Below are 20,836 nucleotides of genomic sequence, written 5' to 3'. Positions count from 1 at the left end.
TTAGCGATACTGTTATCTGCTTACTATAACAAAGTGTTAACTAAAATTGGATATAATAGTGGTACTATCACTGCGGTTAATAATGCACTGAGTGCCATAGCCACTGATGAAAATGCGCCTATTTTTGGGTGTTCGGCAATAGCTGCCGCCGTACCAATTGCATGGCACGCGGTACCGATTGCAATTCCTTGTGCCTCAAAGTTATAAATCTTAACTAATTTGAGTAACATAAAGCCAAACAAAGCCCCCAATAAACCAATAAAAATAACCATGGCAGCGGCAAGCGAACTAATTCCTCCTAATGAGTCAGTAACCAGCAGTGTGATAGGCGTTGTTACACTGAGTGCCGCAACAGAGGCGCTCAGTTGTGAGGGCACAGCAAACAAAATACTTAATACAAAAGCCACTAGTGTGGCGTTAACAATACCTATACTGCAAGTAGCGACAATTAATAGTAAGTTTTTACGTACGTGCATAAATTGCTGATAAAGCGGCAAGGCTAAAGCAACAATGGCCGGCTCTAATAGCCAACTTAGTAACTGACTATGTGAGGCAAATTGTGAATAGGGTAATTTAAGGTTGACTAACAGTAGGGCAATAATGCCAATGCTTAAAAAAACAGGGTTGGTTAATGACTTTAAAATAGTCTGATTTATTTTAAGATTAACCGCTCTTAGTGCAATAAAGAGAATAATAATAAATGGCACGGTTAACCACCATAGGCTGGGGGTTATGCTGGTGGTTAAGTTAGTCATTATTAGCTCTGCCTTTAAAATAGCCCACTAGGCTTGCCACTAAAATTAAACTACTGAGTGGGACTAATAAGACGACCGCAGTTAAGAAAGGCCAATGTGATTTAATTAGCCCTAAATGTTCTATAAAACCGACGCCTGCAGGAATAAAGAAAATAGGCATTACATTCAAAATAGGTGATGCGCAGGGAGCGAGTTGATGTTCTTTAACTATGCCCAATAACAGTAACGTTAGCAGCAAAACCATGGCGAGTAGAGGAGCAGGAAAACTTGCATCAAGAAGATGCATAGTGAATTTGCTTGTTGCCAAGCACAATAAAATAATTGCGCTACTTAGTAGGTATTTCATTAATTTGGCTCACTAGAATAGAAGAGCCTAACTTTAACAAATAACGCTGTTTTATGCATTGTGCCTTAGTATTACCATCAATGTTACCAGCGCTTGGCGTTTGTAAACTCAATATCAGCTTTCCCTTTAGCTTTAGCAATGGCTTTTTTAGTATTAGGGTTGATCAGTAAGCGAATTTGGCTCCATGTTTCTTTAGCGAGTATTTTTCGAGCAGGGGCTTTATAGCTTTGTTGAGTCACACGCTTTATTGCGGCTAATGTGTCAGGTGAGCGCGCTAGCAGTGTATCAAGCATCTCTTTAGTTGCTTTATCGGTATCGTCGGTTGTTTTTGTTACTAAACCGAGTTCAAAAGCGTCTTGTGCGTTTATTGGTTCGGCATGGCTTGCTAGGCAAAGTGCTTGGTCGCGTTTTACTAAGCCTGAAAGCATAACATTAGCGCCCATGTCTGGGCATAACCCCCAGCGCGCTTCCATAATGGCGAGTTTGGCATCGTGGTGAACAATCCGGTAATCGGCACCCAGTGCTATTTGCAATCCACCCCCAAGGCAATTTCCGTTTATTTTTGCAATTACAGGCACACTCAATGACTGCCAGCCCAGTACGACCTTTTGCGCTAGGTTTTGATTACCAGGTAGCCATTTGAATAGGAGCTTTATGATATTGAATGGTGAGGCCATAACCGCGTTAATATCGAGTCCCGCACAAAAGTGTTCGCCTTCACCGGTTAATACAACCGCACGAATACTGGCATCTCTTTTTATATTTTTAATCACCTTGTTAAGCTCAACAAACATAGCAAAGCTTAAGGCATTTTGTTTTTCTACACGATTTAATGTAACAGTGGCAATACCCTGTTTTTTTTCTAATTTTATCATTATGCACTCCTCTGACCTGTTGTTTGAGCTTATGTTTTTATTGATGTTAAGTAAAGTGGATGAAGATGAATAAAAACAAAGTGAATTTTTTAATGCAATTGCGGTCTATTCCCTTTAAAGGAAAATTTAATTTAAAAGGTCAGCAGACCTTAATACAAACCCATCCAACAATATCTATAAGTATTAGGTAAAAGTAAAAAGCCAGTATTTAACGTGTTTTTTTTATCAAAACCCTAGCAACTTTTGATATTATGATTGCCACTTAAAAGCTCAGAGGTTAACCATTCATGTCAGGTCCACGTTTATTTACGGTAGAAGAAGCAACTCATCAAGCTTATGATATTTTTTTAGAGCTGGCTCCCAATAATTTAAGCGACAAAGATATTGAAGAATTTAACCTACACCGTGAAGAACTAGGCTTTGTTGAAGAAGATGAGCCCGATGAACAGTGGCAAGACTTTGTTGCACTAGAAATAGAGCCTGAGCATTTTATTCAAGTATTAGTTGGCCTTGAGTTTGATAACGAAGACGTATTATTTGCGAAAATTTTAATTAGCCGTGATAAAGATGCGCCTTTTTGTCATATTTTGTGGAAAGAAAGTGAATAACCATTTCTCTGCTTTTTTGTTATTGCCATATGTAAGAGAACGTATTTTGCGAAACTCCTTTGTATTACTGCTTTTATTATTTAGCTGCTTTAGCTGGGCAGTTGATCCCTTTGAAGATTTTCATGAGTATGGGGAGCTCTCTGATGAAGAAATTCATGAGTTACACAAAGGCGAAGTATTGTATGGTGATACCGAATTTGGTTTTATTTTAAGTAAAGGTAATACCAACTCAACCAGTTTTAAGCTTAAAGGGAACCTTTATCAAGATTTTGAAAACTGGCGAAATCAATTCAAAATAGACTCTTTGTACAAACGTGACGAAAACGAAGAAACGGGCCAGTCGGATGTTACTGCTAATCGGGTGTTTTTCTCTGCACAGGGTAACTATAAAATAGGCGTTAAAAACTCGTCTTTCTTTATTTACGGGGATTATGAAGAAGATCAATTTAGCGGCCTTGATTTTAAAAGTACGGTAGCAACCGGTTATGGCGCACGTGTTTATCAAGGGGTTAAAAATAAGGTAGATATAGATATAGGCCCAGGTCTATACCGCTCAGTTGCTGATGATGAGTCAACAGCACTTGAAGACGATAAAGACAAAATGGGTTATTTACTTCGTATTGCAATGCAGTGGGAGAGGTTGGTATCTAAGCGTACCCGATTTAATCAAGATATCAGTATAGAGCAGTCTTTATCTGGGCTTAACTCACGGTTAAAGTCAGAAACCGCCTTAATTAGCCAAGTGGTTGGCGCGGTATCACTAAAGTTTGCTTATATGTATCGTTATAATTCTAAGCCTGAAGAAGATAAGCTTAAATACGATTCAGAGCTCAGTGCCACCTTAGTGTACAGTTTTTAATTTTTTAACTTTTTAATAGAGAGTGTTATGTATCAGCATAAGCAGTATGCGGTATTTATATTTGTAGTATTGGCATGGATAGGTGGGTTTGTTGCGCTTGCATGGAATTTAATGGGTGCCGATGTGCCGTTAATGGTATTTGCCGGTATTTTATTGCTGGTGGGTTTTTTATTTCATGGTTTAACCATTAAAGTTGATGAAGCCCATATTAGCTGGGCATTTGGCCCTGGTGTTGCAGGTCAAAAATTAGCACTAGAGGACATAGTTGACGTAAAAGCAGTACAAAACTCATACCGTCACGGTATTGGTATTCGCATTACACATGATGGTTGGATTTATTCAGTATCAGGCTTTAGTGCCGTGCAATTAACGCTTAAAGATGGCAGCCAATACCGCTTAGGCACGAATGACCAAGCAGGATTAGTTGCTGCGCTTGAAGATAAAATAACCCCAGTTGAAATGCCAGTAGCAGAGCCTCAAGTTAAATTACGTACGCATAATAATATGCTATAAAAAAAGCGCCTGAGGCGCTTTTTTTATTACTGGATTAGGGTTTAGTGGTCGTGACCACAACCGCCTTCACCATGTACGTGGCCATGCTCAAGCTCTTCGGCTGTTGCATCGCGTACTTCTAAAATCTCTACATCAAAATTGAGCGTAATACCAGCGAGTGGGTTGTTACCATCAACAATCACTTCTTCGTCTTGAATATCGATGATCATGACTGACTGGTCGCCGTCATCGGTGGTTGCACGAAATTGCATGCCCACTTCAATGTCCATGCCTTCAAACATTGATTTTGGCACGGCTTGCATTAAGTGATCATGACGTTCACCGTAACCTTCTTCAGGTTCAACTTTTACACTTAGTGTATCGCCAGCTTGCTTGCCTTGCAGCGCGTTTTCAAGTCCTGAGATAAGGTAACCTGTACCAACGATAAAAATTAATGGCTCACCGCCAAATGAGTTATCAATGGTATTGCCGTCATTATCTAAAACAGAGTAATGCATTTTTACCACTTTATTTGCTGCAACGATCATAGTCATTCCTATTATTCATCTTCAAGAGAGTAAGGTAGAGGCAGAATGTTTAGCTCTACCGAAGGGGTGTGTTTTGCACGAAGAGTCTGATCGATATCAGTATCGTTTGGCAACACGACCAAACCAGTTAAAGTCTGTGTTTGTTCATTATAGCTTTGCGCAATAAGTTTACCTGCGCGGCGCCAGTTTTCACCTAACTGGGTTTCGATATCGGGTGCATCGAGCAATCCTTCACTTTGCCCAGAAACGATATACATAGCACGTTTGTTTTTGCCTAGGTACTTCATACGTGCAACGGTTTCTTGGCCTGTGTAGCAACCCTTTTTAAAGCTAATGCCGTTAATGGCTTGCAGATTAACCATTTGCGGTACGTATTCATCAATCGCATCGACACTTAATTGCGGTTCACCAGCGAGTATAGACGCTTGTTGCCACATAGCGTCGTTGTCGAGGGTAGATACTTCATCAGGTAAGCAAAATTGGCTATCAACCATCAATAAAACGCGGTTTGATGCAAGTTTAAGGGCTTTACCGTGAGCGAAGTCACAAGCCGTTGCGTCATCGATGAAGTGAATATCGAGTTGTACGAGTATGTCTGTTAAGTTATCGCCAAGTAGACCAATTAATCGCTCTGATGCTTTATTAATTTCAACTTTTGCAAATACAGCGTATTTTTTTAACTCAGCCAGTGAGCATTCTACTTCAGCACTTGAACCAGCTAAAAAGTAACTTTGTTGATAAGAAAATAGCTTAAATACACCCCACAGCTTACCTTTTGCGCTACAGTGACCTGTCCACAAAAAGTTGTTGTTGTTGATTTTATTGAGATCTTGAGTGATTTGTCCGTGTAGGTAAGATAATTTATCTGTGCCTGAGAGGCTAATAATCTGATGTGATAAAGGACATGCATAAACCTGAGACATAAACACCTTCTTTGCAATAACAAATGAGGTCACATAATAACGTAGTTAAAGCGTATGGTACAGCGACTAACAGACGATGTTTTTATAACTTAGTGCTGTTAAATTAACGCGTATTTGGTAAACTCGAGTTAATTAAATATGAGGTTTAAAATGGTTGAAATACATAGTAAAGCACGTATCCGTTGGGCTTGTCGCCGTGGCATGTTAGAGCTAGATGTTTTGTTTATGCCGTTTGTTGAAGAAGCTTATGATTCGTTAGATGCTAAACAGCAAGCGATTTTTCAGCGTCTATTAACCCAAGAAGACCCAGATTTATTCGCTTGGTTTATGGGCCATGAAGAATGTAAAGACGCAGAGCTAAACAGCATGGTTCAGCTAATTTTAGACCGAGTTCGTGTATAGATTTACCGTTACAGATAATAAAACAGACCACAAACCGATTGTGGTCTTTTTTTGTGTGCTGACTCTAGTGTTGTGCCTATTTATGAACTCGGTGGTGGCAACTCTTTTTTGTATTGCACTTAATACACTTGCTGGCATTATTGTTTGGCGAAAAATCGTGGCTGCTCAACCACAGCAAGGCATTATACTCTTAGAGCCGAATCAATTTCGTTTTGAAGGATCAGGCAGGCAAATTCAAGGGGTAATTAGTAAGCAAAGCCGGTTACTTGGTCAGAGTGTGTGGCTGTATATTAATGGCTTTAGTAAAAACTATTGGCTGATTATCTCAGCCAATAGTGTTGATGAGCAAAGCTATGCGCGCTTAAAACGGGCAACGCTTGAAGCAATTAATTACGTAGCGGAGTCAAAATAGTGGGCGTTGGGTTCTCATTTTGCTCTGGATAATCAATAGTAAAGTGTAGTCCACGACTTTCTTTACGTTCCATAGCGCTTCTAATTATAAGCTCGGCAACTTGCACCAAATTACGTAACTCAAGTAAGTTATTACTCACTCTAAAGTTTGCGTAATAATCGTGTATTTCCTGTTGTAGCAGTTCAACACGATGCAGCGCACGTTCAAGGCGTTTGGTTGAGCGTACAATCCCCACATAATCCCACATAAATAATCGTAGCTCATGCCAGTTATGGGTGATCACGATTTCTTCATCTGAATTAGATACACGGCTTTCATCCCAACTAGGTAAATCTACCAGCGCGGGTGCGGTCTCTATTTTACTTAAAATGTCTTTTGCTGCTGCATGGGCAAATACAATGCACTCTAATAATGAGTTACTTGCCATGCGGTTAGCACCATGTAAGCCGGTATAAGCCACTTCACCCACAGCGTATAAATTTGCTAAATCCGTTTTGCCGTTAAAGTCGGTCATTACGCCACCACAGGTGTAATGTGCCGCAGGAACGACAGGGATTGCTTCTTTGGTTATATCAAGCCCTACGCTCAAGCATTTAGCGTAAATAGTAGGGAAGTGTTCAATAATAAAATCTTTGTCTTTATGGCTAATATCTAAATATACGCAATTTGCGCCAAGGCGTTTCATTTCAAAGTCGATAGCGCGCGCTACAATATCGCGAGGAGCGAGTTCTTCTCGTTCATCAAACTCTTTCATAAAGCGAGTGCCATCAGGGCGTTTTAAATAGGCCCCTTCACCACGCATTGCTTCAGTAATTAAAAAGTTTTGTAATTCTGGGTGGTAAAGACTGGTTGGATGAAATTGATTAAATTCCATGTTAGCAACGCGACACCCTGCACGCCACGCCATTGCTATGCCATCACCGCTAGAAACATCAGGGTTAGAGGTGTAAAGGTATACTTTACTTGCGCCACCGGTTGCTAAGGCAACAAATTTTGCACCAATGGTTTCTACTTTTTTGGCTTTTTTATTCCACACATGCATACCGTGAACATGTGACCCCGTTTTACCGATATTTTTATCAGTAATTAAATCAATCGCATTATAATGCTCTAACAAGGTGATATTACTGTGCGCTTGAACTTGGCTAATCAGCGTTGTTTGCACTGCTTTGCCAGTGGCATCGGCAGCATGCAAAATGCGTCGATGGCTATGACCCCCTTCACGAGTTAAATGAAAGCGCTCTTTACCTTTACTATCAAATTCCATATCAAAAGGCACGCCTTGGTCAATCAACCATTGTAGGCAGTCATGCGCATTACTGGCAGTGTAATGTACAGCTTCTCTGTCACACAAACCGCCGCCGGCATCTAAGGTATCTTCAACGTGAGACTCTATACTGTCATTTTTTTTATCAAAAACAGCGGCAATTCCGCCTTGGGCATAAAGAGTAGAACCTTCGGTTAATTCACCTTTACTGATCACGGTAACGTTACAGTAATTAGCCAAAGATAAAGCAAGTGATAAGCCTGCTGCGCCGCTACCAATAATAGCGACATCGGTAATGTGATGTTTATTTTGGTTCATCTGTGAGGTACTTTGCGGTTACAATGCTCAGATAGAGCAATATTTATTTTTAATACTTACAGTTGTACCATATTTGTTGAACTACTACTAAGTGGTTTTAGCGTATAAACGCGTAATTTGTAGCTATTTTATAAAAAAACAATATGAGTCAGAACTTTTTATTCATCTAAGGGTCAGAGTAGGTGTGAACAATGGCGACACTATGAATAATAAGCAAGAATCAATCAGAGGAGTACCGGCTCGAATGAGCGAGCAGGAATTAGATTTAGCGTTAGTGAAAAGGGTCCAGCAGGGAGATAAAAACGCCTTTAACCTATTAGTTAAGAAGTATCAGAACAAAATAGCCGGTTTGATCTCACGTTATGTATCAAATCAGGGTGACATTGCTGATGTAGCACAAGAAGCGTTTATTAAAGCGTATCGTGCCCTTCCAAACTTTCGTGGTGATAGTGCTTTTTATACTTGGCTTTACCGTATCGCCGTTAATTGTGCTAAAAATTATTTAGTGGCTCAAGGGCGTAAACCGCCAGCAAATGATATAGATGCTGACGATGCCGAGTTTTATGAAGGTGCAGATTCAATGCGTTCTAACGCGTCACCTGAAAATTTACTATTAAGCGAAGATGTCCGCGCTGTTATTTTTAATACGATTGATAGTTTGCCTGAAGACCTTAAAACCGCGATTACTCTTAGAGAAATTGAGGGTATGAGCTATGAAGAAATAGCCGTGGTGATGGATTGCCCAGTCGGGACGGTACGTTCGCGTATTTTTCGTGCCCGTGAAGCAATTGATAATAAATTAAACCCATTAATAGGCGAGTCTTAGTATGACAAAAGCACACGTTAATCGCTTAGATAACGAATCGTTATCAGCATTACTTGACGGTGAACAAACATTAAATGATGCAACTATTGCATCAGATGATGTTGCTACGTTTGGCCGTTACGCGTTAATCGGTGATGCAATGCGAGCTAAAGAAAATAACAATAATATGGATTTTGATATTAGTGATCGCATTTCGTTAGCACTTGAGAGTGAGCCCGTTTATGCAGACTTTAGCCAGTCTGAAAGTGTGGCAAAGCCGGTAAATACTGAAGCCGATAATAAAATCGTGGCGTTTAATTGGCGCAAGCCGGTTGCGCAGTTAGCGATTGCAGCGAGCGTAGCAATGTTTACTATTGTTGGCGTGAACACCTTGCCGCAAGGTGAAGATGCTGTGCAAAACGAAATTCCTTTATTACAAACCACGCCGTTAACCGGCATGGCATCGCCAGTGAGTTATTCATCAGCACCTGCACTTGATAACGCAGAGCAAGGTTTGCGAGAGCTTCAGCAGCAACGCATTGGCGCATTAGTACTTGAACATCAGCGTCAAGCGCGTGTAGCTCATTCGTTAAAAACAGCTAAAACAGATGAAACATCCCCAGAGGAAAAAAACTAATTAGATGAAAGTAATTACTTTTATTATGTCATTGGTGCTGAGTTTTAATACTTTTGCCAATGACACAAACCCTGCTAAAGATTTACTGCTTGAAATGGCCAGTGCAGTTCACACTCGTAATTTCGACGCCTCTTTTGTTGTTGTTAAGGGTAAAAGTATGGAGCCCTACCGTTGGGTGCATGCTAAACAAGGTGATATAGAGCTTGAACATTTAAGTTTGCTTAATGGTGCAGGCCTTGAAATGATCCGCATTGACAACCAAGTTACCTACTTTGAGCCACAATCAGAACCTTACTCGTTAACAACTGACTCGATTGCAGGCCCCATCCCAGAAGTCTTATTTAAAGATATTAACCGCTTAAGTGCACATTATGACTTTGTGCTTGGTGGTAAAGGCCGTATTGCGGGGCGTCCTGCTCAGCTGGTTCGAATTGAATCTAAAAACGATGACAAATATAACTATTGGATTTGGATTGATACTGAGTCGTCTTTATTGTTGAAAGCCGCCTATGTGAATCACCAAGGCGAAGCGCTTGAGCAATTACAACTTACCCACATTAGCGTAACTGAGCAACCGGCAAGCTTATTATTAGAAGTGCTTAATCGTAATTTTCCAACACCATTACCCGCTAATTCAATTGATGAACAAAGCAAAGCGAATGCTATGAATTGGACTATTGGATGGCTACCTGAAGGGTTTGAATTACTCAAGTCCGATAGACATAAGCTCGACTTAAACAATGAATTAACAGATTACTATTTATTTTCTGATGGATTTGTTGAGGTATCAGTATTTGTGCAACGGCCACTACCAGGTAAGCGCTTAAGCGGAGCTCTCACCTCAGGAGCAACCACTATTTATGTGCACAACGGCGGAAATTTTGATGTGTCTGTGGTGGGGAACATTCCAACCATGAGCGCTAAAGCGATTGCTGAGTCTGTTTCACGGGCATTATAGATGATAGAACAAACGTTAACCGTCGTGGCCCTTAGTGGCCACGTTGCGCATTTAGAAGCCCAACAAAAGCAGGCCTGCGAAGGCTGTAATGGTCGTTGTGGCTCTCAAGTGTTTAGTAAGTTATTTGGTACAGCAAAGAAAACCTTACCCTATAAATTCGAAACGCAATTAGAAGTTGGACAAAAAGTGACTATGTCACTGGATGACAGCCATGTTGTAAAACATGCCTTTGCCGTTTACATGCTGCCCTTATTTTTGAGTTTAATCTTCGCCTTAATAACCAGTGAATTGATACTATTGGCTGAAGGTTGGCAAATTTTAGCCGCGATATTGGGTGGCATCACCGGCTTCTTAATTGCTAAAACATGGGTGAAATCACTTAGGCATGAGATTAAAGTGATAAAAATTCATCCAATTAGCCTCCCTTTAACTCAAATAGATGGTGATTGACGCCAATTAAATGTAAAATTGCGTTTTTATGCCACAGTAACTTGAAAATGCACAGCAAGTATTTTCAAGTTATTTAGGCATGCGACCTTAGTCCTTTAAAATAGAAGTTTAGAATCCAGTTTATGAAGCATATCCGTAATTTTTCGATCATCGCCCACATTGACCATGGTAAATCGACCCTTTCTGACCGTTTGATCCAAGTTTGTGGTGGTTTAACCGACCGTGAAATGCAGAAGCAGGTTCTGGATTCAATGGATATTGAACGTGAGCGTGGCATTACCATCAAGGCGCAAAGTGTAACGTTAAACTACAAAGCAAACGATGGTGAAACCTACCAGCTCAACTTTATCGACACTCCAGGTCACGTTGACTTTACTTATGAAGTATCACGTTCATTAGCCGCGTGTGAAGGTGCATTATTGGTTGTTGATGCTGGCCAAGGTGTTGAAGCACAAACATTGGCTAACTGTTATACCGCCATCGAAATGGACTTAGAAGTTATACCGGTTCTAAATAAAATTGATTTACCACAAGCTGACCCATTACGTGTAGCCGAAGAAATTGAAGACATCATTGGTATTGATGCCCTTGATGCCGTGCAATGTAGTGCTAAAACAGGTGTGGGTATTGCCGAAGTACTTGAAATGATCGTTAAAGATGTACCGCCACCAGTTGGTGATAAAGACGAGCCATTACAAGCGCTAATTATCGATTCTTGGTTTGACCCGTACCAAGGCGTTGTATCGCTAGTGCGTATTAAGCATGGTGAACTTCGCGCGGGCGACAAAATTAAAATTATGTCGAATGAGCATATTCATACTGCAGATCATGTAGGTATTTTCACACCTAAACAAACTAATACCGGTATTTTACGTACAGGTGAAGTAGGGTTTGTTATTGCCGGTATTAAAGAAATACACGGTGCACCGGTGGGCGATACTATTACTCATCAAAAAAATGCGGCACCTGAGCGCTTACCTGGTTTTCAAAAAATTAAACCACAAGTTTATGCGGGTATGTTCCCAATTGCGTCAGATGATTACGAGTCGTTCCGCGATGCACTTAACAAACTAAGCTTAAACGATGCGTCGTTATTCTTTGAACCAGAAAATTCAACTGCGTTAGGGTTTGGTTTCCGTTGTGGATTCTTGGGCATGTTACACATGGAAATTATTCAAGAGCGTTTAGAGCGTGAATACAACATTGACTTAATCACTACAGCACCAACGGTTATTTACGAGGTGGTAACTAAAGAGGGCACTACACAAATTGATAATCCATCTGACTTACCAGCCGTAAACGATATTTTAGAAATACGTGAGCCAGTAGTAGAGGCTAACATTTTAGTACCGCAAGAGTACTTAGGTAGCGTAATCACTTTATGTGTTGATAAGCGCGGTATGCAAACTAAAATGAGCTACCATGGTAAGCAAGTTGCAGTAACGTATGAACTGCCAATGGCCGAAGTGGTAATGGACTTCTTTGATAAGCTAAAATCAACAAGCCGTGGTTTTGCCTCGCTTGATTATAACTTTAAGCACTTCCAAACCTCAGACATGGTACGTGTAGATATACTTATCAATGGCGAGCGTGTGGATGCATTGGCTATCATTGTTCACCGCGACAGCGCACAATCACGTGGTCGACAGCTTGCTGATGCGTTAAAAGAGCTTATACCACGTCAAATGTTTGATATTGCGATTCAGGCTGCGATTGGACAACATGTAATCGCTCGAACAACTGTTAAGCAACTACGTAAAAACGTAATCGCTAAATGTTACGGTGGTGACGTGAGCCGTAAGAAAAAATTACTTCAAAAACAAAAAGATGGTAAAAAGCGAATGAAGCAACTTGGTAACGTTGAAGTGCCTCAAGAAGCGTTCTTAGCCATTTTAAAAGTTGGTAAATAAAAAATAAAGGGATAATAAATGGCTGGCTACTTTTCAGTTTTATTGGTGTTATTAACCTTAGGCTCAGGCTTAATATGGTTAATAGATCACTTAATGTTTGCCCCTAAAAGGCAAGAGCGTTTGGCAATTGCACAAACTTCTGCCGGTGGCCAACTTGATGAAGAAACTGCAGCATTGATTGCGCCTGAGCCAGTCATTACTGAAACAGCAAAGTCGATTTTTCCGATGATTGCTGCTATCACTATTTTTAGATCGTTTATTTTTGAGCCGTTTCAGATCCCATCGGGTTCAATGATGCCCACCTTATTAGTAGGCGATTTTATTTTAGTGCAAAAGTATTCTTATGGAATTAAAGACCCTGTATGGCGCAGCCAGTTAGTGGATGTGAGCGAACCAGAGCGTGGCGATATTGTTGTTTTTAAATACCCATTAGATGAGAGAGTTGATTATATTAAACGCGCTATAGGCTTACCTGGCGATAAAATTGTTTATCGCGACAAGCGTTTATATATTCAACCAAAATGTGAAGAAGGCGAAGTTCAAAAAGGCGCGCTTCTTTGCAACGAATTCAATAAAATTGATTTTAAATTAATTAATGATGATGAATTTATGCAAGGCCCAATGGCTTTAGCGCGTTTAAATGAAGATTTAACGACCTCTAGCCATGATATTTTAATCAACCCAAAATCGCCTGAACGTAAAGGGCGTTACTACCAGCAATTGGGCACACCTGCGGATGAATGGGTGGTTCCAGCTGATCATTACTTTATGATGGGTGATAATCGCGATAACAGCCAAGATAGTCGCTTTTGGGGCTTTGTACCAAAAGAAAACTTGGTGGGTAAAGCTGTCTTTATATGGATGAGTTTTGAATTTGATAATGGCCCAGATGACATTTTACCAGGATGGGTTCCAACTGGTGTTCGTTTTGAACGCCTAGGTAATATTCAGTAACAATGAAAAAAAATGTAACAGAGTTATACAAAAGAATTGGCTACACATTTGCTGATCAAGGGTTACTTGAGCAAGCAATGACGCATCGCAGCCACAAAGGTCAACATAACGAGCGACTCGAATTTTTGGGCGACTCAATTTTGAGCTTTGTCATTGCCAATGCACTGTACGCTAAATTTCCTAAAGCACGCGAAGGCGATTTAAGCCGCATGCGTTCGACTTTAGTTCGCGGCCAGACTTTAGCTGAATTTGGCCTTGAATTTGAGCTTGGTGATTACCTACGCTTAGGTCCTGGCGAGCTAAAAAGTGGTGGTTTTAGACGCGAGTCAACCCTAGCGGATGCAGTTGAAGCTATTATTGGCGCTGTATTTTTAGATTCAGACATAGATCGCTGCGGCGAGCTTATTTTAGCGTGGTATGAATCACGTTTAGATGCTATTTCACCAGGGCTTAACCAAAAAGATCCTAAGACCCTGCTGCAAGAGTATTTGCAAGCTCGTAAGCTATCATTACCAGGCTACACCGTAGTTGATACTAAAGGTCAGGCACACAATCAAACATTCACGGTTGAATGTATCGTTGATGGAATGGATAGCATTATTTCTGTTGGCAGCTCACGGCGTAAAGCCGAACAAAAAGCGGCCGAAAAAGCATTGAAGATACTTAAAAATGAATCTTGATACCTTAATACAGCCTCATGAAGGCGAAATAGACACATTTTGTGGCATGGTTGCGATTGTTGGCCGTCCTAATGTGGGTAAATCAACACTGCTTAATGAAATTATTGAACAAAAAGTCAGTATTACCTCACGTAAGCCACAAACTACGCGCCACCGTATTATGGGTATTCATACTGAGGGTAAGCACCAAGCGGTGTACGTCGATACCCCAGGCCTGCACGTTGAAGAAAAGCGTGCTATTAACCGTTTAATGAACCGTGCAGCGTCTAGCTCAATTGGTGATGTTGAGCTGATCATTTTTGTGGTTGAAGGCACTCATTGGAATGCCGATGACGACATGGTACTTAACAAAGTAAGCCAAAGTGGCAAGCCGGTATTGTTAGTTATTAACAAAATTGACCAAGTGAAAGATCGCGACCTTGTACTTCCACATATGAAGTTTTTAGGCGATAAGTTTGATTTTGTCGGTATTATGCCCGTATCTGCGACTCAAGGTAAAAACATTAACCTGATCAAAGAAGAAGTGACTAAGCGCTTACCACCGTGCGAATTTTACTTTCCTGATGACTACGTAACTGACCGCTCAATGCGCTTTATGGCGGCTGAAGTTATCCGTGAAAAGCTAATGCGCTTTATGGGTGAAGAGTTACCGTATTCAGTGACTGTGGAAATAGAGCAGTTTAAATGGCAAGAAAACGGTATTTGGCATATTAATGGCCTGATACTAGTTGAGCGTGAAACGCAAAAGCGCATGGTAATTGGTAACAAAGGCGAAAAGCTAAAAGTAATCGGCCGTGAAGCGCGTAAAGACTTAGAAGAAATGCTTGAAAATAAAGTGTTTTTAGAGCTGTGGGTTAAAGTTAAATCGGGCTGGGCTGACGATGAGCGTGCCTTAAGAAGCTTAGGTTACGGTGAAGATTAACATTTTATACGCAGCATAATTTATGGACAGCGATTTCTATAAAGCTTATTTATTACATCGGCGTCCATATAGCGACTCGCAAGTAATGCTCGATATGCTAGTAGAAGGTGTTGGCCAGCTTAGAATGCTCGCACGAGTTAGTGGCCGCCAGGCCACTAAATACAAAGCCCAACTCCAACCATTTCAAGCCTTACTCGTCCATTACAATGGCAAATACGATTTAAAGTACATCAATAAGTTTGAGCTTCATGGTAATCCGTTATTTTTAACCGGTGATAAGCTTTACTGTGGCTTTTATTTAAATGAATTAACCAACCGAATTGTGCCGATTAATGAACCCATTGATCAGGTTTTTCAACTTTATAAAACTCACCTAGAAAACCTTAATAGCGGGACTGACATGCAAGCAGTGCTTCGCTCTTATGAGTTTCAATTGCTAGAGCTACTAGGTTATGGGGTTGATTTTAGTTTTGATGCGGATGGTGAGCCAATTGATGACACGCAAACGTATAGCTACTTTGCAGAAGTAGGGTTTTCGGTGCAACATGACACGCGTTCTGGATTTACCGGTTCACAACTTAATGCCATAGCAAATCATGACTTTAGCCAAGCGGATGTGTTATATATGGCAAAGCAATTAAGTCGTTATTTATTAAAGCCATTATTGGGCAATAAGCCATTAAAAAGTCGTGAGTTATTTATTAGCTCTCAATAAACAAATTTCACAGGTACAAACATGAAAGATATTCTTCTAGGCGTGAATGTAGATCATATTGCAACGCTTCGCCAAGCTCGAGGTACTTCTTACCCAGATCCAGCCCATGCAGCCAGTGTTGCAGAGCATGCCGGTGCTGATGGCATTACGATTCATTTACGCGAAGACCGCAGACACATTCAAGACCGCGATGTGTATGTGATGGCTAAAACCATTCAAACACGTATGAACCTTGAAACCGCAGTAACCGATGAAATGATTGCGATTGCACTTGAGGTTAAACCTGAATATGTTTGCTTAGTACCTGAAAAACGTGAAGAGCTTACTACCGAAGGCGGCTTAGATGTAGCGGGTAATATTGATAAAATCGCCGCAGCGACTAAAACTTTAACGCAAGCCGGTATTAAAGTGTCACTGTTTATAGATGCCGATAAAGCGCAGTTAGACGCTGCAAAAGCGTGTGGTGCACCTTATGTTGAAATTCACACTGGGGCTTACGCAGATGCCACCAACGATGAAGACACTGCCAAAGAGCTTGAGCACATTCGCCAAGGGGTGAAATATGCAGCCAGTATTGGTTTAATTGTTAATGCTGGCCATGGTCTGCATTATCACAATGTAAAACCAATTGCGGCGATGCCAGAGATTTATGAGCTAAACATTGGCCACGCTATTATTGCCCGCGCAGCCATTGACGGTTTAGATAAAGCGGTTCGTGATATGAAACGCTTAATGCTTGAAGCTCGCGCGTAGAGTTATAATTAACGATATTAAAGACGAGCTTATTTATTAGTGATATCAATGTTGGCATCAACAAGTAAGTTTTCAAGCTCGTCTTGCAACTCAAATAACTCGGGCTCAATATTCTCAAGCGTACATTCATTTTTAAGTGATGTTTCGATCGTTTCAGCCAATGTTTTTAATTTTGGTACACCTGTATAGCAGCATGCGCCATGAAATTTATGGATAACGCTCAGTACTTGTTGGCAATCTTCGTTACTTATTGCTTGGTTTAATAAGTTCAGGGTTTCGGGCACACTTAGTAGTAACATATTAAGCATTTCATTGGCTAATTCTGCTTTACCGCCTGCACGTTGCAATGCTAGCGCCCAGTCAAGGCGCGTACTTTCAAAGGGGGCTGGGGCATGTGCTAAAGTGCCTTTTGACTTATCTCGGCTCACTGGTAATTGCGGGCTATGATCGCAAATAATCTGGTTTAGCATATCTTCATCGATAGGCTTAGTTAAATAACCTTCAAAACCATCTTTTAATAACTGTTCTTTTTCACTATTAAGTGCATGCGCCGTCACGGCAATAATAGGGGTATCTTCATTCAAAGATGACTCTTTAATGAGTTTACAGGCTGTAATACCATCCATTATAGGCATTTGAATATCCATAAAAATCACATCATATTTATGGCTTTTGCTTAAACTATACGCTTGTGACCCATTATGTGCGGTATCAATTAATTCAACTTGCTCGTTGAGTAGGGTGTAAATTAATTTTAAATTAGCGTCATTATCATCCACCACTAACACCTTTAGCGGCAGCAGGGTTTGTTCATGCTGGTCTATGTTATGTGCCGGGTGATCAAGTCGATATGGTGCGGCTAATAACTCACATAATTTACGATGGTTGAGCGGTTTACTTAAACAGGCATCTGCACCACTGCCTATAAAGGCTTCGCGCATGTTGTGCGATACGGTATTGAGCATTAAATATAAATAATCGGTTGATTCTCTAACCGCTTTTACATAGCTTTTTAAACGCTGCATATCGTCAACTGATGCCATGTGACCAATAAGACAAATATCAAAATTGATCTCTGAATTTTTTATGCACTCTAAAAATTCGGTTTCGTTATAGCAAGGAGTGACACTGACTTTCCACTCTTGTAATAATGAGGCAACAGCATGATGGGTATGCTTATGCGGCTCTAAATAAAGAACACGTTTACCAATTAATGACTGGGTAGGCAAATCGTTGATAAATACATGATTTGGTAATCTAAATACACCATTAAAGGTAAAACAAGTTCCGCTATTAGGGGCTGAATTTAAGGTAATACGGCCGCTCATTGCTTCAACGATATGTTTAGTAATAATAAGCCCTAAGCCGGTACCGCCAAATTTGCGGGTAATACTGGAGTCGGCTTGACCAAAGGCGGTGAATAGCGCGTCTTGTTTATCTGCTGGAATACCCACCCCAGTATCTGCGACTGACACTAAGACAGAGGTGCGCTCTTCATCAAGCAAACGATGGCTAATATCAACTTTTATCGCGCCTTTTTCAGTAAATTTAATTGCGTTACTTAACAAGTTAATCAGCACTTGTTTAAACCGTGTGGGGTCACCAGTTAAGTGATCAGGCACCTGAGGATTAATATAAATAGAAAGCTCAAGTTGTTTGTCGTGTGCGCTAGGTGCCAGTAAGGTCATAACTTCGTTTACGCTATCGCGCAGTTGAAACTGAATAGACTCAAGCTCCATGGCTCCTGCTTCTAACTTGGAGAAATCTAATATGTCACTAATAATAGTCATTAAGCTGTTAGCCGAAAGCTCTATGGTATCAAGGTAATCTTTTTGGTTTTTATTCAGAGGCGTTTTATAAAGCTGACGGGTAAATCCAATAACCCCGTTAAGTGGGGTGCGTAACTCATGACTCATTTTAGCTAAGAAGTCAGATTTAACACGGTTAGCATCTTGCGCTTCTTTTTTAGCCATGGTGAGCTGGATATTTTGTGTTTCGTATTGTTCAAGCGTTTCGCGGTAATCGCTGGTTGCCTGATCAATATTTTTTTGCATTTCATCTTTTTGCATCACCATAGAATGCGAGATGGTATTGAGCCCCTCACGTAATAACTCAAACTCGCCATTCATGGGTTCAGTTAATCCGGTTTGTCTTTTACCTTCAATCAACCTGTCGGTAGCAAGTACTAACTTATTAAGCGGGGTCATAAACATCCGACTAAGTCTTAGCGCTAAAATAGCGGCTAATACTAAGGCGAGAATAATAATAATACCGCTGACCAATAATGCACGTTGTTGGCCAATAACAGCTTTATCGCGGTTAAGCTGAATAACAACGGTGCCCAACAAGGTTTGGAACTCAGAAGTATTCCAGTCGCTATTGGGGGTTGTATGGTTAATGATAGGGGTGAAAAAGGTTACTAAGTCTTCACTTTGCTGAACATAGGTGGCTTTAAAGCCATTTAATTGCGTTTGCTCAATTAAAGTGTCGAATGAGCGATGATAATTACTGGTTATAATAAGTTGGTTGTTATCATTAAAGATGGCAATCGATTTAATCGAAGGAGAGTGTTTGTTGTGTGTATAGCGAATTATGCGATTAAGCAGTTTTTTATTTTTTTCCAGTAAAGGTTGTTCAAGTGCAATAGCCAGAGGTTCAGCAATCGTTGTGCCTTGTTGATATAAAATTTCATCAAGCTCAATGTAACGATTTATTGTAAAATAACCACCTAGTAATAGCCCGATGATCACTGTGGGGATCAGGGTGAGTGTTAAAACAGAATCGCGCAAGCCTAGTTTGGTCATAATCTGAGCATTATTATCATTTTTATTGAATGTGAGTATATACATACTCATAGTTATTCTCAAAGTATCTAGGTAGAGACGTGATTCATCAACCTTTTAAGGTAATGCCTAATGGCACAAATATTTAAAGCAAAGAAAAAACCACTTCAACAGCAATCACTTGAACTTGATATAACGGCAATGGATCACCACGGACGTGGTATTGCTAAGTACAATAATAAAGTGTGTTTTGTCAGTGGGGCATTACCTGGTGAGCGAGTAAAAGCCAAGTTAATTGATGATAAAGCACGTTACAGCCAAGCTGACACGCTTAAAATACTCAAAGCCAGTGAATATCGCACCACACCCATTTGTGAACACTACAGCCAATGTGGTGGTTGTCAGTTGCAGCATTTAGATGCCACACAACAAGTCGTTGAAAAGCAAGCAGCAGTAAATCAATTATTTGCCAAGTTTGCAAAATTAACTGATTTGAACTGGCAAGCTCCACTGCTAAGCCAAGCAACGCATTACCGACGTAGTGCCCGCATTGCCGTAATGTTCGACAAAGCAGCAAAAAAAATGCGGGTAGGCTATAGAGCACGTGGCTCTAAAAGTATTGTTAGCATTAATCAGTGCCCAGTATTAAGTGACGTATTTGCAGAGGTATTTAACGTATTTGATAACATAATTAATCATAATAAGGCGCTGCACAGTATAAGTCATTTGCAGTTATGCGCTGCAGATGAACAACACTTTATTGTTATTCGTCATACAAAAGCCATTTCGCCCACAGATAAAGCGTTTGTTGAGCAAAGTGTCTCGGCGCATCATTGGCAATTAGTGTGGCAAAGTGATAGCGATACCATTGATCATGCCCATTTAGCGATGCCATTTTATAAGCTTGATCAGTTAGATATAAAATTTGAATTTGGACTAAATAACTTTATTCAGGTCAATGCGAGTGTAAATCAGGCAATGTTAATTCAAGCGGCGAGTTGGTTAGCATTACAAGGTGATGAAAATGTACTGGATTTATTTTGTGGTATTGGTAATTTCTCTCTAGTGTTAGCAAAGCAGGCTAAAACAGTAACAGGAATTGAAGGCGTTACTTCGGCGGTTGCATTAGCGACGCAAAATGCGCACACTAACTCTATTACAAATACCCAATTTCATTGCTTTGATTTAACCACGAGTATTAAAAAAGCGCCGTGGTTTAATAAAGAGTTAGATATTTTAGTACTCGACCCCTCTCGCACTGGTGCTATGGCAGTTTTAGAGCAGCTTCCATTAACGCAGTTTAAAGCGATTTTATATGTCTCTTGCGACCCTGTTACTTTAGCCCGTGACAGCGCTATTATTTCGCAAGCCGGCTTTGAACTTAATAAAATAGGGCTAATGAATATGTTCCCTCATACAGGGCATATCGAAACTATGGCGTTATTTCAACGGAGGTAAAGCGCA

Annotated in this window: 23 protein-coding genes; 16 read left to right on the top strand and 7 right to left on the bottom strand. The window is 40.5% G+C overall.

Translation table 11 applies throughout. The annotated features are described in order from the left end of the window. Window positions 1–23 precede the first annotated feature (23 nt). The 3 genes from CWC14_RS11805 to CWC14_RS11795 form a co-directional block, all read right to left on the bottom strand. Complete coding sequence (locus tag CWC14_RS11805; protein ID WP_090495323.1) at window positions 24–755, bottom strand: LrgB family protein; 732 nt, start codon at window positions 753–755, stop codon at window positions 24–26. Then, window positions 748–1,101, bottom strand: a complete 354-nt coding sequence (locus CWC14_RS11800; protein ID WP_138563074.1) for a CidA/LrgA family protein — start codon at window positions 1,099–1,101, stop codon at window positions 748–750. The genes CWC14_RS11805 and CWC14_RS11800 overlap by 8 nt, the downstream gene beginning before the upstream one ends. Window positions 1,102–1,184: 83 nt before the next feature. Beyond that, window positions 1,185–1,976: a crotonase/enoyl-CoA hydratase family protein gene (locus tag CWC14_RS11795; protein WP_138563073.1), complete on the bottom strand. Its 792-nt coding sequence runs from the start codon at window positions 1,974–1,976 to the stop codon at window positions 1,185–1,187. A 287-nt stretch (window positions 1,977–2,263) separates the two neighbouring features. Here CWC14_RS11795 and CWC14_RS11790 point away from each other — a divergent pair, with 287 nt between their 5' ends. From CWC14_RS11790 to CWC14_RS11780, 3 genes are read left to right on the top strand one after another with little or no spacing between them, the layout of a single operon-like run. After that, a complete protein-coding gene (locus CWC14_RS11790; protein ID WP_138563072.1) occupies window positions 2,264–2,584 on the top strand; it encodes an HI1450 family dsDNA-mimic protein in 321 nt (106 codons plus the stop codon). A 46-nt stretch (window positions 2,585–2,630) separates the two neighbouring features. Next, entirely contained in the window at window positions 2,631–3,443 is an 813-nt protein-coding gene (locus CWC14_RS11785; RefSeq protein WP_138563079.1) for a DUF481 domain-containing protein, read from the top strand. 27 nt (window positions 3,444–3,470) lie between these two features. Further along, window positions 3,471–3,956, top strand: coding sequence for a hypothetical protein (locus tag CWC14_RS11780; protein ID WP_138563071.1), 486 nt, complete (start codon window positions 3,471–3,473; stop codon window positions 3,954–3,956). A gap of 41 nt (window positions 3,957–3,997) precedes the next feature. Here CWC14_RS11780 and CWC14_RS11775 read toward each other — a convergent pair whose 3' ends face one another. Together CWC14_RS11775 and ygfZ are read right to left on the bottom strand one after the other, a co-directional pair. Next, a complete protein-coding gene (locus CWC14_RS11775; RefSeq protein ID WP_013465643.1) occupies window positions 3,998–4,483 on the bottom strand; it encodes an FKBP-type peptidyl-prolyl cis-trans isomerase in 486 nt (161 codons plus the stop codon). Window positions 4,484–4,494: 11 nt separating this feature from the next. Beyond that, window positions 4,495–5,406 carry a CAF17-like 4Fe-4S cluster assembly/insertion protein YgfZ gene (ygfZ, locus tag CWC14_RS11770; RefSeq protein WP_138563070.1) on the bottom strand — a complete coding sequence of 304 codons (912 nt, stop codon included), beginning with the start codon at window positions 5,404–5,406 and terminating at the stop codon, window positions 4,495–4,497. Between the two features lie 150 nt (window positions 5,407–5,556). Here ygfZ and CWC14_RS11765 point away from each other — a divergent pair, with 150 nt between their 5' ends. Both CWC14_RS11765 and CWC14_RS11760 read left to right on the top strand, forming a co-directional pair. Further along, complete coding sequence (locus tag CWC14_RS11765) at window positions 5,557–5,808, top strand: FAD assembly factor SdhE (RefSeq protein WP_010387788.1); 252 nt, start codon at window positions 5,557–5,559, stop codon at window positions 5,806–5,808. Window positions 5,809–5,863: 55 nt separating this feature from the next. Then, window positions 5,864–6,220, top strand: a complete 357-nt coding sequence (locus tag CWC14_RS11760; RefSeq protein ID WP_041709681.1) for a hypothetical protein — start codon at window positions 5,864–5,866, stop codon at window positions 6,218–6,220. Here CWC14_RS11760 and nadB read toward each other — a convergent pair. Continuing rightward, a complete protein-coding gene (gene nadB / locus CWC14_RS11755; protein ID WP_010387791.1) occupies window positions 6,195–7,805 on the bottom strand; it encodes an L-aspartate oxidase in 1,611 nt (536 codons plus the stop codon). The genes CWC14_RS11760 and nadB overlap by 26 nt on opposite strands. A 244-nt stretch (window positions 7,806–8,049) precedes the next feature. Here nadB and rpoE point away from each other — a divergent pair, with 244 nt between their 5' ends. From rpoE to pdxJ, 10 genes are all read left to right on the top strand, one after another. After that, window positions 8,050–8,631, top strand: a complete 582-nt coding sequence (rpoE, locus tag CWC14_RS11750; protein WP_138563078.1) for an RNA polymerase sigma factor RpoE — start codon at window positions 8,050–8,052, stop codon at window positions 8,629–8,631. A 1-nt stretch (window position 8,632) separates the two neighbouring features. Continuing rightward, entirely contained in the window at window positions 8,633–9,247 is a 615-nt protein-coding gene (locus CWC14_RS11745; RefSeq protein ID WP_138563069.1) for a sigma-E factor negative regulatory protein, read from the top strand. Window positions 9,248–9,251: 4 nt separating this feature from the next. Next, the gene (locus tag CWC14_RS11740) at window positions 9,252–10,205 is read left to right on the top strand and encodes a MucB/RseB C-terminal domain-containing protein (protein ID WP_138563068.1); all 954 of its coding nucleotides are present in this window, start codon (window positions 9,252–9,254) and stop codon (window positions 10,203–10,205) included. Continuing rightward, window positions 10,206–10,655 carry a SoxR reducing system RseC family protein gene (locus CWC14_RS11735; RefSeq protein ID WP_010387796.1) on the top strand — a complete coding sequence of 150 codons (450 nt, stop codon included), beginning with the start codon at window positions 10,206–10,208 and terminating at the stop codon, window positions 10,653–10,655. It begins immediately after the preceding gene. Window positions 10,656–10,777: 122 nt separating this feature from the next. Beyond that, window positions 10,778–12,565, top strand: a complete 1,788-nt coding sequence (lepA, locus tag CWC14_RS11730) for a translation elongation factor 4 (RefSeq protein ID WP_138563066.1) — start codon at window positions 10,778–10,780, stop codon at window positions 12,563–12,565. An 18-nt stretch (window positions 12,566–12,583) separates the two neighbouring features. Further along, window positions 12,584–13,519: a signal peptidase I gene (gene lepB / locus CWC14_RS11725; protein WP_010387798.1), complete on the top strand. Its 936-nt coding sequence runs from the start codon at window positions 12,584–12,586 to the stop codon at window positions 13,517–13,519. A gap of 2 nt (window positions 13,520–13,521) precedes the next feature. Continuing rightward, on the top strand, window positions 13,522–14,199 hold the full coding sequence (gene rnc, locus CWC14_RS11720; protein WP_008466504.1) for a ribonuclease III: 678 nt from the start codon (window positions 13,522–13,524) through the stop codon (window positions 14,197–14,199). After that, complete coding sequence (gene era, locus CWC14_RS11715) at window positions 14,189–15,121, top strand: GTPase Era (protein ID WP_013465632.1); 933 nt, start codon at window positions 14,189–14,191, stop codon at window positions 15,119–15,121. The genes rnc and era overlap by 11 nt, the downstream gene beginning before the upstream one ends. Before the next feature lie 22 nt (window positions 15,122–15,143). Continuing rightward, window positions 15,144–15,836 carry a DNA repair protein RecO gene (gene recO / locus CWC14_RS11710; protein ID WP_138563064.1) on the top strand — a complete coding sequence of 231 codons (693 nt, stop codon included), beginning with the start codon at window positions 15,144–15,146 and terminating at the stop codon, window positions 15,834–15,836. A gap of 21 nt (window positions 15,837–15,857) precedes the next feature. Next, on the top strand, window positions 15,858–16,589 hold the full coding sequence (pdxJ, locus tag CWC14_RS11705; protein WP_010387803.1) for a pyridoxine 5'-phosphate synthase: 732 nt from the start codon (window positions 15,858–15,860) through the stop codon (window positions 16,587–16,589). A gap of 29 nt (window positions 16,590–16,618) precedes the next feature. On the opposite strand, the gene barA is transcribed toward pdxJ, so the two are convergent. Continuing rightward, window positions 16,619–19,393, bottom strand: coding sequence for a two-component sensor histidine kinase BarA (gene barA / locus CWC14_RS11700; protein WP_171036847.1), 2,775 nt, complete (start codon window positions 19,391–19,393; stop codon window positions 16,619–16,621). A gap of 111 nt (window positions 19,394–19,504) precedes the next feature. Here barA and rlmD point away from each other — a divergent pair, with 111 nt between their 5' ends. After that, on the top strand, window positions 19,505–20,830 hold the full coding sequence (gene rlmD, locus CWC14_RS11695) for a 23S rRNA (uracil(1939)-C(5))-methyltransferase RlmD (RefSeq protein ID WP_138563060.1): 1,326 nt from the start codon (window positions 19,505–19,507) through the stop codon (window positions 20,828–20,830). Window positions 20,831–20,836: the final 6 nt, after the last annotated feature.

It is taken from the genome of Pseudoalteromonas sp. S3260, from assembly GCF_005886925.1.
Lineage (GTDB): Bacteria > Pseudomonadota > Gammaproteobacteria > Enterobacterales > Alteromonadaceae > Pseudoalteromonas > Pseudoalteromonas tetraodonis.
The sequence above is the reverse complement of the archived record's forward strand: the minus strand, read 5'-3'. Positions and strand labels throughout refer to the sequence as shown.